This window comes from Prevotella sp. P4-98, from assembly GCF_002251405.1.
Classification (GTDB): domain Bacteria; phylum Bacteroidota; class Bacteroidia; order Bacteroidales; family Bacteroidaceae; genus Prevotella.
In genome coordinates this window covers 103,274-116,387 of the sequence record NZ_NPJC01000028.1, presented here as the reverse complement: position 1 = coordinate 116,387, position 13,114 = coordinate 103,274, and the positions used below count along the sequence as shown (strand labels likewise).

At 45.4% G+C, this 13,114-nt stretch carries 10 protein-coding genes and 1 pseudogene; 2 read left to right on the top strand and 9 right to left on the bottom strand.

Annotation, left to right across the window (positions count from 1 at the left end; translation table 11 throughout):
* Positions 1-203: pseudogene (locus CIK96_RS04860) on the top strand (IS1380 family transposase); the annotation flags it as partial.
* 280 nt (positions 204-483) lie between these two features.
* Here CIK96_RS04860 and CIK96_RS04855 read toward each other — a convergent pair.
* From CIK96_RS04855 to CIK96_RS04830, 6 genes are all read right to left on the bottom strand, one after another.
* The gene (locus CIK96_RS04855; protein ID WP_144007486.1) at positions 484-1,398 is read right to left on the bottom strand and encodes a hypothetical protein; all 915 of its coding nucleotides are present in this window, start codon (positions 1,396-1,398) and stop codon (positions 484-486) included.
* 75 nt (positions 1,399-1,473) lie between these two features.
* Positions 1,474-2,310: a hypothetical protein gene (locus tag CIK96_RS04850; protein ID WP_094434814.1), complete on the bottom strand. Its 837-nt coding sequence runs from the start codon at positions 2,308-2,310 to the stop codon at positions 1,474-1,476.
* Positions 2,311-2,349: 39 nt separating this feature from the next.
* Positions 2,350-3,288 carry a hypothetical protein gene (locus tag CIK96_RS04845; protein WP_094391530.1) on the bottom strand — a complete coding sequence of 313 codons (939 nt, stop codon included), beginning with the start codon at positions 3,286-3,288 and terminating at the stop codon, positions 2,350-2,352.
* 12 nt (positions 3,289-3,300) lie between these two features.
* Positions 3,301-4,257 carry a DUF6175 family protein gene (locus tag CIK96_RS04840; RefSeq protein ID WP_094391529.1) on the bottom strand — a complete coding sequence of 319 codons (957 nt, stop codon included), beginning with the start codon at positions 4,255-4,257 and terminating at the stop codon, positions 3,301-3,303.
* 13 nt (positions 4,258-4,270) lie between these two features.
* Entirely contained in the window at positions 4,271-4,759 is a 489-nt protein-coding gene (locus CIK96_RS04835) for a hypothetical protein (RefSeq protein WP_094391528.1), read from the bottom strand.
* 17 nt (positions 4,760-4,776) lie between these two features.
* Positions 4,777-5,205, bottom strand: coding sequence for a hypothetical protein (locus tag CIK96_RS04830; RefSeq protein ID WP_094439944.1), 429 nt, complete (start codon positions 5,203-5,205; stop codon positions 4,777-4,779).
* Between the two features lie 617 nt (positions 5,206-5,822).
* On the opposite strand from CIK96_RS04830, the gene CIK96_RS04820 reads away from it, so the two are divergent.
* Complete coding sequence (locus CIK96_RS04820; protein ID WP_094391525.1) at positions 5,823-7,754, top strand: DEAD/DEAH box helicase; 1,932 nt, start codon at positions 5,823-5,825, stop codon at positions 7,752-7,754.
* Between the two features lie 171 nt (positions 7,755-7,925).
* On the opposite strand, the gene CIK96_RS04815 is transcribed toward CIK96_RS04820, so the two are convergent.
* The 3 genes from CIK96_RS04815 to CIK96_RS04805 all read right to left on the bottom strand — a co-directional run bounded on the left by CIK96_RS04815 (position 7,926) and on the right by CIK96_RS04805 (position 12,995).
* Complete coding sequence (locus CIK96_RS04815; protein ID WP_094434804.1) at positions 7,926-10,055, bottom strand: S46 family peptidase; 2,130 nt, start codon at positions 10,053-10,055, stop codon at positions 7,926-7,928.
* A 10-nt stretch (positions 10,056-10,065) separates the two neighbouring features.
* Entirely contained in the window at positions 10,066-11,520 is a 1,455-nt protein-coding gene (locus CIK96_RS04810; protein ID WP_094439943.1) for a lipopolysaccharide biosynthesis protein, read from the bottom strand.
* Positions 11,521-11,762: 242 nt separating this feature from the next.
* Entirely contained in the window at positions 11,763-12,995 is a 1,233-nt protein-coding gene (locus CIK96_RS04805; RefSeq protein ID WP_094391522.1) for a nucleoside recognition domain-containing protein, read from the bottom strand.
* Positions 12,996-13,114: the final 119 nt, after the last annotated feature.

The following is a 13,114-nucleotide window of genomic DNA, read 5'->3' as shown; positions in this document are numbered from 1 at the left end:
TGATACACAATTTCTACAAGACCATCATGAGCAGGCTTGACACCAAGGCTTTTGGGCTCAAGAAAACGAGTCGCATAAAGGCTTTTGTCTTCAGATTCATCTCCGTACCTGCCAAGTGGATCATGACTGCAAGGCAATACGTGCTGAATATCTACACAGAGAACCGAGCTTATGCAAGACCCTTCAAAACAGAATTCGGATAAGAATCCTTTCTTTCCGGTTTGAATCTGCGTATTACCTCAAGTCGCATCGTGGGGTAAGGGGATGGTGGCTACATATTGATGTTGTGCTGTTGCTTTTTACTGAAAGCTGCTACTAACGACTCATAAATCTACCCTTAATCGTGTATTGGATGATAGTTGCGGATTTTAGGAAAAGAATATATCGACCCTCGTCTGTATAGAAACAAGGAGTCTTCTTGCTGGGCGAACCCAGCAGAAGAAACCATTGTCAGTAATATGATAAATCGTAGTCTCATACGTTTTAATAATCCCAGTCTTCGGAAAGGTTGTCATAGATCTTGGGTGCCTCATCTGGAGCTTCTTGCCACAGCCCATTCTTCTTGAGATACTTAGCATTTTCCTGTATGATCTTAATCATCTCTTTTGGTTTCTCATTTATATCCACCATTTTGATATCCGCAGGAATCTCAAATTCAGAATCGTCAACAGGGCGCATAGTAATTTTCTTTAAAGTGCTGGAGATATTAAACTGCATGTCCATATTGAGCATTTCCGATGTAGATTGAACGACAATATTTGATGTGGATTTCAAAACTCTGCTTTCTGCCAGTGGTGTATTGCCTTTTCCCGCTGTAACAGAATCAGGGATAACAGCCCATTCGCAGTGGACGTTTGTCACAGCATGGTTGTCCAAAGTATCTGACACTAACTCATACTTTACTTTATATACATCACACTTGTAACTGTCAACCATCATTTCACCGGTCTTTTCTATTTTTGACTGGTTGATAGTCACACCACCAATTGTTGTTCCTCCTTCTCCTGTGGCATTATTAGCAGCATCAGTGAAGTAATAGCCTTTTTTGATGTAGGGATAATAGATGGCAGTTTTTGTCACATTTCCATTTGTCTGAGTAATCGTAACACTATTTTTACCACCATGATGCTCGCGTATCTTTGATCCTTTAATAAGAAGGGTGGTGGTACAGATGCCGTTGTAAAAATCAGGATTATTATCAACGTTCTTCTTGATAATAGATCCCGCTATCATTTTGGCAATAATATTCTTTGTTTTGAGTTTGGTCTTTACCTTTTGGTAAGAGTTTACTTTAGACACTATTTCTCCTTCAAATGGTTTTGCTTCATTGGTTTGGGCTGTACTGTTTCCTATTCCTAAAATAAGAAGTAACGCAAATGTAAATACTGTTTTCTTCATAATCATAATTTTTTTGAGGTTATTGTAATATTGATATCTGTTTTTATATATTGAAATATGAGTTGTTGTTTGATTCTATTCGTTTCGGATAGCAAAATATTCATATCCACTATCTGTTGAAGAAGACTCATTAATTAAATTTCCATTTTTGTCATACGCTTCATACTCAATTTTTTCTTCTGCTATAGTTTTTCCAAAATACATCTTGTCTATTCCGTTTTCCATATAAGTGCCTCTGAATTCAAGATCATAAGTCAAGGTATGTTTTTCTATTCCATAACAATTACCCACCATCGGGTATTTTATAGTAAAACTACAAGTCAAAGTAGCAGTGTTCTGACTTGTTTTAGTGTAATTATATGTTATAGGTTCTGTCAAACCATCCCATTCACAACCCTTTGCGAAGAGCGCCTTTCCTGTTTCGTCGAAATAAAGATTGTAGTATCTGTCTATTTCGCAGTTAAAACGGCAATTCTTCAGTTGTTTCGGTGCTTTGTTTTTGAAAGCAGCCCTTCTGTTAAGAGTAACCGTTTCGCCTTGCATCTTTAGTGTAATTTTATCACGTTCTATTTTATAGTCAGTAATGGTAAGGCTCCCTTCTCCAGTTTCGATAATTAAAGGAGAACTATTGCCATTGTAGATGATTTTGCCACTACCTTCCCATTCGATATATTCACTAGACTCCGGTTCTCCGGGATTTAGTCCGATATTAATTATTTCGTTGATTACCTCGTATGTGCCATCTGGTTGAATGACCCATTGAGCATAGTCACCTTGCCAAATTCCTGCAAGTGATGCTTGGACAGAAGCTGTTCCATTGTCATCGTTTGAACAACTACTGCAAACTCCTTGCATGATGCATACGGTAAGAATGCCTAAAAAATACTTGAAGTTTAAATTTTTCATATTCATTGTTTCGGGAGTTATAAGTTAAATTCTGCTTAAAGATATTTATTTATCTAAGAATAGAAGTTTGGTCTCTGTCTGTGGCATGTTCTCTGCGTAGGCTTTAGCTACTTCCTTGGAAGCATCGAGGCGACGTTGCTCCATATCGATGTTGTCGTCCATGACTTTTAGTGCAATATCCCATGGTGTATTCAGTTCTGCCTTCTCTTTGATTTCCTCAAGAAGTTTGATAGCAGCCTCATAACTTGATGATTCGGGATCTATCTCTGCCAACAGATTGGCGGCTTCGATAGCAGCATCACTATTTGTACGACCAGACCAAACGGCAACGGCTTTGGTCAATAGTCGTTCGCCTTCGGTGTTGATACGGTGTTGCCATACTTCCTTGACACATGATAGCGCACGATCATAGGCTGCTGCACATTCGGGAATAATGAGCAACTCGTAGATGGCTTCATCATACTTACGGGTTTGGTCCAGCATCTTGGCACGGGCAATGATACGGTCTGCTTGTGCATCATAGTATGCAACAATCTTTTTTTGAGATTGAGCAATGAAGTCTGACAATCCTTGATGACGTGGCGTCAGCCGTTTTACGGCATCGCTGAATGCGGCAGCATCACTCTGACCGACACCATCGAGTTGAGTGGTATATGCCGAGAATACAACACCATCGTCAGCGTTGAGCACCTTTAGGTTGAGTTGTATCTGACAGACTGTTTGGCGGGGAGGACCTGCTGTGATGCTCTTGCCTATGATTTCATATTCAGGGACCAATGCAAAGCTATGGAGTCCTGCCATTGCCGATACACCATTCGTTGTCAATAACTGGCGCAGTTTGCCTGCTACCACTCGTTGGTAAGATACTGGAATGGCAGACGCACCAGACTGGAATGCAATGCCAATAGGCAGACTGCACTCTTGAGCCTGAACGGAAAGTGCCGTTGTGCAGGCTATGATAAACGATGCAATATATTTCTTCATAGTCGTAATACTTTATTTTTCTCCAACAATAAGCAGACAGCGACCCAGTCCACGGTTGACTACTTTTGTGGATATGTTGCGTGGGGCTCCTTTCAGATATTTACGTAGTTCGCGTGCAAAACCTTCTGCATCCATAGCCATACCGTTGGTGTGGTAGAGTGGGATGCGAACTTGATCGAAGAGCAGATAGTTTTCGGTGGCATCGCTCTTGTTGAAACGATGTTCTACGGTATTGTTTGCCATCCATTCGGTAATCAGTTCGCCGAGTTCCTTACCGTCATACTCTGTTTCGAAATCGAGTTCTTGTCCGTTGTCTGGAATCTGTAATTCGATAACAACCTCGCGGCCTTTGGCAAGAAGGTCATCGAAGTGCTGGCGGAGCAGAGATGTGAAACTGTCCATGTGGTCTTGCACCGCCTCTTCTATGAGCACTGGAACTTCTGCAGAGAATGATGGTGCTCCAGTTCCTTCTGCACCAGCAACCTGCTTGTTACTATAGGCATCGAGTCCGCGGAGATTGTAGGTAATGGAACGTTTCGGTCCATTGACATTCACTCCCCAATCTACTTCTAAGATAATGTCGGCACGAGCCGTGCGACGCAAACGATCAACAGGACTCTCTGCCAAACCAGCACCTGAGGTCTTGGTACGCATCACACTGTTCTCTTGATTGAGACGTTCTATACTTTTGATGGTCTGTGAGAGGTCCTGCAAAGGGAAACCACGTTCTGCCATGAGTGTATTGATTTTGGAGATGACCGCCATCAGGTCGCGGTTTTCCTGTAGTGCCTTCTTATAGTTGGGAATCATTTCCTTGATGCCCATCACATCTACAGTATCCATACAATGGTGTTCGTTACACCAGACATCACTTGGCACAACCATCAATTTCGGCAGTTTGGCCTGTCCGAACGATGGCATGGCAATTGCCAACAATGCTATCAGTATAATGTTAATCCTTGTGTTCATTATTATAGCGTGTCTATTTATAGTCTTTCTGAATAATTTTATCTTTGATGAGTCGTTGGCGCAACTGTGGACATTTCACGGTTACCACAATGCTCCATCGGGTTCCCAACGTACTCTCGGTATGTTCTCTTGACTTTTTCTTCTTTTTCTCATCCTTGAAAGAAACATATTTCTTGAAGCGGTTGCCGTCGGCAAAGAACTTGTTGAAATAGGCTTCGTGACGTTCGCGAGCATTGACTTCTGTCAGCATAGGACGTGTGTTGCAACCTTCCATGCCAGCATGAATACCCTTGAAGAGAATGTCACGTACGGCAGTTTTCATAGCTTGTTCTACCGCATCTTTCTTCTTGCTGCCGAATCCCCATACACGTAGTGTCTGAGTGCCATCTTCCTCCACACCGAGACATTGGGTCTCGAATCCTACTCGTGGCGACATGGCCACTTGTGCCTTTGCACCTGCCATCATAAATATGGCGATGCTGATGAGAATGGTTTTCTTCATATTTTTTCGTGTTAGGGTTAAAATCCACTGTTTAATCGTTTCACCACTCCTGCTGCTTCTAAATCTTTGCGGAGTTGTTCTTTGGATACAGAGATGATGCCGGTAACGATATACTGTTTGCCTTGACGCACTACCTGCATAGATCCTTCTATCAGAGTGGCATAAGCCTCGCATCCTCCTCCTTTGCGGAAAAAAGGAATAAAGAAGTCGCTATACTGTTGTTCAACCATGGCACTACCCGCCATTGGCGGTTGCGAAATGCATCCACCGCCACCTGAATAGCCTCGGAATAACACGCCATGGATAGCGCAACGCTTTAGGATATTGTCGCCGTTTTTTTTTTTACCGCCCCCGGCTTTCTCTTTTACCAAAAAAAAACCTTGTTTTGCTGCCCCGCCACAACTTACTTCATATATCAGTGGTTTGTCTTTTTCTTTAGCCTCCATTGTGATTGGCATAGCAACCAATAATAGGAGGAGCAACCGTATCGTCCAGTCTCTCATAATGGGTATAGTTTTTAGTTATTTTTTAATCATTTCCTACTTGCAAATTTACTGTGTTTTTTTAGATTCTACAAGTCGCCAAAATGCCCATATACGATGACAGGTAATAAGTGCAGATAAGAGGAAGAAATTGGTTGATAAGAGGACAAAAATATTTTTGCGTCAACTTTGCAAGTGTTCGGAAATAAAAGAAAATTTCTGATTTTCTTTGTATTTCGCTCGGTTTGCATTATCTTTGACGCGATGCGTCGAAGGTACTTACGTTCGAAAATACAAAAGAAAAAACAGTTTTCTTTTGTATTTCACTCACTTATTCGTACCTTTGAGACTTTGTCTCTTAGGTAGGCTGCACCTCGGAAATAAAAGAAAATTTCTGATTTTCTTTGTATTTCGCTCGGTTTGCACTACCTTTGCACACGAATTTAGACCATGTGTATGATGGTCTGCAGGATTTTTGGAAGGTTTTTGCACCCTGATGATCCCATATCGTTTGTGTGGGATAATGGCTGGGAGGGTGAATTCAGCCTTCTTTATTAGCAATATTATCAAGGTAAAAAACATTGAAAACATTTGAAGAATTGGGCGTCAGCGAAGAGATTCGCCGCGCTATTGACGAGCTTGGATTCGAACATCCAATGCCAGTACAGGAAGAAGTAATCCCTTATTTGTTGGGTAACAAAAACGATGTCATTGCATTGGCACAGACAGGAACAGGTAAAACTGCTGCCTATGGACTGCCGTTGTTGCAGAAAACTGATGCATCGCGAAAAGAAACACAAGCCATCATCCTTAGTCCTACACGTGAACTCTGTCTGCAAATTGCTGACGATCTCAACAGTTTTGGAAAATATATCGATGGTATGCATATTGCCGCTGTATATGGTGGAACGGATATCGGTTCGCAGATACGTACACTAAAACATGGTGTGCAGATTATCGTTGCCACACCAGGACGTCTCATCGACCTCATCAACCGTGGAGTTGCTAAACTCGATCAGGTGAATAATGTAGTGCTCGACGAGGCAGACGAGATGCTCAACATGGGATTCTCTGACAGTATCAATGCTATTTTCGAGTGTGTGCCTGCCGATAGAAACACATTGCTCTTCTCGGCTACTATGAGTAAGGATATTGAGAAAATAGCACTCAACTATCTGCATGACCATAAGGAAATTGTGGTGGGATCACGAAACGAAGGTGCTGAACATGTGAACCACATCTATTATCTGGTCAATGCACGTGATAAATATCTTGCATTGAAACGAGTGGTAGATTTCTATCCTCGCATCTTTGCCATTATCTTCTGTCGCACTAAGATAGAAACACAAGAGATTGCCGACAAACTCATCAAGGATGGATATAATGCCGAGGCACTCCACGGAGACCTCAGTCAGCAACAACGCGACCTGACCATGCAGAAGTTCCGCCAGCACACCGTACAGTTCCTTGTGGCTACCGATGTTGCAGCACGAGGCCTTGATGTGGATGATCTTACCCATGTTATCAACTACGGATTGCCCGACGATATTGAGAGCTACACCCATCGTAGCGGTCGTACCGGACGTGCAGGCAAGAAGGGAACGTCTATCTCTATCATCCATACCAAAGAGAAATTCAAGGTGAGACAGATAGAGAAACAGATTGGTAAGGACTTTGTGGATGGTACGTTGCCTGCTCCTGAGGAGATTTGCAAGAAACAGCTTTTCAAGACCATGGACGATATTATGAAGACTGATGTTGATGATGAGCAGATTGCTCCCTATATGGAAGAAATCAACCGTCAGTTTGAATATATCGACAAAGAGGATATTATCAAGAAGATGGTGACAATCACCTTCGGTAAATTTCTCGACTATTATAAGAATGCACCCGAAATCATCAAGCCCGATAGCCGTAGTGCCAAGGCTGCAAGGGGCGAAGGTAAAGCAGATGGCAACCGTCGTACTCGTCAGAACGGACCGCGTAAGGCTGAAGCCGGATACCGCCGCTTGTTTGTCAATTTAGGCAAGGACGATGGTTTCTATCCTGGCGAAGTGATGCAGTTCCTCAATAAGTGTGTGCCAGGACGTGTACAGGTGGGACATATCGACCTTTTGGGCAAGTTCTCTTATATAGAAGTTCCTGAGGAAGATGCTGACCGCGTGATGCAGAACCTCAACGGACAGCACTATAAGCGCCGTGAAGTGCGCTGCAACGATGCTGATGAGGCTGGACACGGAAACGGCAGACGTTCCTCCGAGTCTGCTCCACGCAATCAGCGTAGCGAGGGTCGTAGTGGACGTGGCGAAGGCCGTGGCGCTAAAGGTTATGGTCGTGCCGACAGAAACGACGGTCGTCAGCAACGTGGTTCAAGGGGAGCTGCACGCCATCAGAATCATGAAGATATGAATGATTGGCGATCGCTGATGAATCCAGACTCTATGCGCTTGCGTGGTGAAGAGCCCGACTTCAGCGAGGAAGGCTGGGCACGTCGTCGTCCGAAGAAGAAATAAACTAACGACCGATAGGGGATAAGCCCTAACATCTGGTTTGTGATAAAACCTAACGACCAAATGGGACGATAGTCGTTGAGCATACCATATCGGGGTATGGGCAACGATTCTAATAAAAGAAAGGGAGCAACACTACGGTGCTGCTCCCTTTGCTATGGGTTATCATTCATCTTATTTCTTGATGCCGATTTCCTTCAGCAGACGGTCGGCATGGCCCCAACGATCCATCATGTAGAGCATATAGCGCACATCCACGTTGATGGTACGTGCCAACTGCTTGTCGAAGAAGATATCGCTCGACAGGCTGTCCCAGTTGCCATCAAAGGCAAGGCCCAACAGTTCGCCCTTACCGTTGAAGATAGGAGAACCAGAGTTACCGCCGGTAATGTCGTTGTTAGAGAGGAAACAGAGTTGCAGCGTACCTGTCTCTTTGTCGGCATAAGCACCGAAATCTTTTGCCGAGAGCAGTTCGTGCATGACGGGTTCGGCAAAGTATTCGAAGTTGTCGTTGGCGCGTTGCATCTTCTCCCAGAGGCTGCGAGCATCGGTATAGTAGCCAGAAGGTTTGCCGCCAAGGGTATATTCGCCCACTTGACCATAGGTCATGCGGAGTGTGAAGTTGGCATCCGAATAGTTAGGAAGATCCTGTTCCATGCGCAGTTTGGCAGCACAGAGCCATTTCTCCTGTTCCTCAATCTGGTCGGCACTACCAGAAAGGTCGGCACGGATGGCACCCATGGTCTCGATGAGGTCTTGACCGAACAGCACACCGAGGTCTTTGGCATAGCTCTTCTTATTAATATAAATAGGAGTATTGTCCTTCATCAGCAGCGATTTGTCGTAGAGATCGTTGACATAGGCGGTGAAATCGCCCTTGTATTTCTCTTCGATGGTGGTGAAGAATGCAGGGTGATAATGCTTTTCCACATGCTCGCTATAGTTTTTCATCATAGCGGCAAGCAGTTCGCGGTCTGTAGCTTCATCCCACTCGTTGCGATTGTCTTTAAACTCCACATATTGTTTCTGCTTCTTGTTTTCCGGACCTTTCACCTCCATGCCGTTGTGGATGCGCTTAGCACGAAGGCTCATTTGGTCTGGTTCGCGACCCCAAGTCTCGTTCCAATAGTAGAGGGCACGCAGGGCAGAGAATCGATTAGCGTAGAGTTTTTCCAGTTTTGCAAAGTCGAGCAATCCTTTCAGATAGCCAGACTCCTGTTGCCATTGCTGCAATTTGGCTTCAAACTCCTGTTTCTGTCTGATGAGTCCGATGGAATCGATACATTTGTTCATACCGATGGAGTTCTTCCAGTAGTTGGAGCTGTGGGCATATTTCGAGTCGTACTTGATGCGCACAGCTTCGTCGGCACGCATGTGGCGGAGCATGATTTCCTGTTTTACGGCACGAGCCTGAGCCATAACAGCATTCATAGCATCGCGGCGTTCCTTGATACCATAGCTGCTCAGGTAGCGGCTGGTGCTGCCGGGATATCCCATAATCATGGCAAAATCGCCGGGTTTATAGCCATCCATTGATACTGGTGCCCATGATGCAGGATGATAGGGCACGTTGTCTTTGGAGTAAGCGGCAGGACCATTGGTCTTTGGGTCGGCATAGATGCGGAATACAGAGTAGTCGCAAGTCTGACGGGGCCACATCCAGTTGTCGGTTTCTCCACCAAACTTACCCATCGATTTGGGCACAGAGAATACCAGACGCACGTCGGTAAAGTCGCGATAGGTTGTCATATAGTATTTGTTGCCCTCGTAGAAAGGCTTGATTTCTACACGCAACGTAGAGTCTTTCTGGCGGATGTCTTTCTGCCAGGCATTCTCTACAGAATCCACCCATTCGCCCACTTTGCCGATAGCGAGGCTGCTCATGCCCAGTTTGCGCAATTCGTCGGTCACGTCTTTTTGTTCCACCATGAAGCTTACGAAGAGATCTTTGTTGGGCAATTCCTCTTCATACGAGTTGGCAACAAATCCGTTGAGCATATAGTCGTGCTCTACGGTAGAGTGGCTACGGATAGATTCAAAACCGCAATGGTGGTTGGTGAATACGAGTCCATCGGGAGATACCACAACGCCTGAGCAATAGCCTCCAAAGTTGATAACGGCATTTTTCACGGCATTGCTGCTCTGATAGAGTTGTTCCATAGGGAGTTGGAATCCCTCCTGTTTCATCTGTTCATAGATGGCTGGCGGCAGGTTGTAGAGTGTCCACATGCCTTCGTCGGCCTTGGCGTTGTTGACAGACAGGGCCATCAAAGCGCCGAAGAGTAACATTGCTTTTCTTTTCATAGTGTTATAATTATTTGTTTTGATGTTTCCGGAAGTATTTACCGATAACGGGCAGACTGCCCAATGGGAAGTCTTTCTTTACCACAAGGGCGGTATAGAGTAGGATGAAGATGGTGTTGACTCCCATGGCAACAGCGGTAGAGAGGTGGTTGGTGGCTTGCATCACGAAGAATACAGCCGCTGCCAATACCACATAGAGGGCAATATCGCGCATCGGATAGGCTATCGGATGGTATTTTCGTCCTACGAGGTAGGAGAGGGTCATCGCTGTCAGATAGCCGGCAAACCCTGCCCATGCACAGGCTATATACCCATAGCGCGGTACGAAGATGACGTTGATACTGATGAGAACGGCACAGCCCACACCGGAGAAGATTGCTCCCCAATAGGTCTTATCTTCCAGTTTGTACCAGAACGACAGGTTGAAATAGATGCCCATCATGATTTCGGCAGCCATTACGATAGGCACTATGCGCAGTCCTTCCCAGTAGTCGGGTGCGATGATGCGCTTGAGCACATCCATCCAACCTATCACGCAAAGGAACGCCAGTAGGGTGAAGATGATGAAGTATTTCATGGCAGAAGCCTGCATCTGATCGTTGTCTTTATCTTTCGACTTGCCGAACACGAATGGTTCATAAGCATAGCGGAAGGCCTGTGTGATCATAGCCATAATCATGGCAATCTTCACCGTAGCGCCATAGATGGCAAGTTGGGTGTGCATATCTTTTCCGGGATAGATAAAAGGAAAGAGAATCTTGTCTGCCACTTGGTTGAGGATGCCTGCCACACCCAGGATGACGATAGGCCAGCTGTAGTTCAGCATGCGCTTCATCAGTTGTGAATCGAAGCCGTAACGTATGCCCCACAGTTCTTTGAAGAGACAGAGTGTGACGATTGCTGATGTGGCGAGGTTGATATAGAAGGCATAACCGGGATCATGACCGTCCATACCGATATAATAGATGATGTTGAGTGCAATATTGATGGCGATGTTCAGCATCTGCAGGGCTGCAAATTTCAACGCTTTCTTCTGTTGTCGGAGATAGGCAAAGGGGATGGCACGCACGGCATCGATAGCAACGGTAAGCGCCATGACCCACACATATTGCGGATGGTCGGCATAGCCAAGGAAGGTGCTGACGGGAGTGATGAGTAGCAGAATGGCTATGAAAAACAATGTTGATGCTGATGCCACTCCTATCAGAGCAGTAGAGAATACCCGTTCTGCATGCTCCCCTTCCTTATTGGCAAAACGGAAGAAAGTGGTCTCCATGCCGAAGGTCAGCAATACAAGAATGAATGCTGTCAGGGCATACATGTTGGTGATGACACCATAACCACCGCCCGATGCCGGCATGGATGCGGTGTAGATCGGCACAAGCAGATAGTTGAGGAAGCGTCCTACGATGCTGCTCAATCCATAGATGGCTGTGTCTTTTGCTAATGATTTCAGATTTGGCATATTTATATTTTTTTATTCAAGTTTCGCAACTGAGGGAATTGATTGAAGTAAAAGAAGTTATCACTTCCTACGGTCGTTCGGGAAGTTAAGAGACAATAGCCTTTTGCCGTAAGACGTAGGACATTTGTCCCTTAACTTCTCTCTAACTTCCCTAACTTCCCTAACTTCCCTTAACTTCCCTCTAACTTCCCTCTAACTTCCCTCTAACTTCCCCACATGCGATAGTTCAGTTTCTTTATTTCTTAATAGAAGAAGAGATAGCTGATGCAGATGGCGGCAACGATGCCTGCAAAGTCTGCCAGCAAGCCGCAGGCTACGGCATGTCGGGTTTTGGCAATACCCACACTACCGAAATATACGGCAAGGATATAGAATGTGGTATCGGTAGATCCTTGGAAGATGCACGACAGGCGTCCTACAAAGGAGTCGGCACCATAGGTGGTCATTGCATCGACCATCATGCCGCGTGCCCCACTTCCCGATAGCGGTTTCATGAGTGCTGTGGGTAGCGCATCCACCCATTGTGCATTCACGCCAGTTTGTTCTACCGTCCAGCGCATACCGTCTATCAGCATGTCCATGGCTCCCGATGCGCGAAACACACCGATGCCCACCAGAATAGCCACCAGATAGGGGATGATGCGCACGGCAGTTTGGAATCCGTCTTTGGCTCCTTCTACAAAAGCATCATAGACGTTTACCTTCTTGCGCACTCCGGCAAGGATGAATCCTATGATGATAGACATCAGCAGGATGTTGGCTACTGTCGTGCTGACGCGGTTCATCGTCTCACCATCCATCTGGCTGAATGCCCAAATAATGGCTGACACCACCAGACAGGCACCACCAAGTGTGAGCAGCATGATGCGGTTCAGTAGATTGATGCGCTGGAATAGTGAGGTGACTACCACTCCTGCCAACGTCGAGAAGAATGTGGCCAAAAGGATGGGGATGAAGATATCGGTGGGTTGGGCAGCACCCAACTGAGCACGATAAACCATGATGCTGACTGGTATCAAGGTCAATCCGCTGGTGTTGAGCACGAGAAACATGATCATCGGATTGGATGCTGTGTCTTTCTTTGGATTCAAGGCTTGCATCTGTTCCATGGCTTTCAATCCCAATGGTGTGGCGGCATTGTCGAGTCCTAACATATTGGCTGCAATATTCATGAAGATGCTGCCTGTGACGGGATGCCCTTTGGGAATATCGGGAAAGAGTTTGCTGAATACCGGCGATAGGATTCGTGCCAATACATCGACCACGCCACCGCGTTCGCCAACCTTCATCACACCGAGCCATAGCGATAATACACCCGTCAATCCCAATGAAATCTCAAAGGCTGTCTTCGACGAACTGAATGTGGAATCCATCATGGCAGGAAACACACTGTAGTCGCCAAAGAATACCAATTTCACCATCGCTATCACAAAGGCGATGATGAAGAATGCTACCCAAATATAATTTAAAACCATATACAGCCAACAAAATTACACTTTTTCTGTCACAACGCCAAATATATGCTGGTCTTTTCATAGAAAAAGCGTGTCGGCAATACGCCGACACGCTTCCTCCTGTGTCTATATGATTATAA

Bases quoted from the DNA above. Each gene is read 5' to 3' on its own strand.
- CIK96_RS04855 (WP_144007486.1), bottom strand. From the start codon at position 1,398: ATGAAGAAAACAGTATTTACATTTGCGTTACTTCTTATTTTAGGAATA.
- CIK96_RS04850 (WP_094434814.1), bottom strand. From the start codon at position 2,310: ATGAATATGAAAAATTTAAACTTCAAGTATTTTTTAGGCATTCTTACC.
- CIK96_RS04845 (WP_094391530.1), bottom strand. From the start codon at position 3,288: ATGAAGAAATATATTGCATCGTTTATCATAGCCTGCACAACGGCACTT.
- CIK96_RS04840 (WP_094391529.1), bottom strand. From the start codon at position 4,257: ATGAACACAAGGATTAACATTATACTGATAGCATTGTTGGCAATTGCC.
- CIK96_RS04835 (WP_094391528.1), bottom strand. From the start codon at position 4,759: ATGAAGAAAACCATTCTCATCAGCATCGCCATATTTATGATGGCAGGT.
- CIK96_RS04830 (WP_094439944.1), bottom strand. From the start codon at position 5,205: ATGGAGGCTAAAGAAAAAGACAAACCACTGATATATGAAGTAAGTTGT.
- CIK96_RS04815 (WP_094434804.1), bottom strand. From the start codon at position 10,055: ATGAAAAGAAAAGCAATGTTACTCTTCGGCGCTTTGATGGCCCTGTCT.
- CIK96_RS04810 (WP_094439943.1), bottom strand. From the start codon at position 11,520: ATGCCAAATCTGAAATCATTAGCAAAAGACACAGCCATCTATGGATTG.
- CIK96_RS04805 (WP_094391522.1), bottom strand. From the start codon at position 12,995: ATGGTTTTAAATTATATTTGGGTAGCATTCTTCATCATCGCCTTTGTG.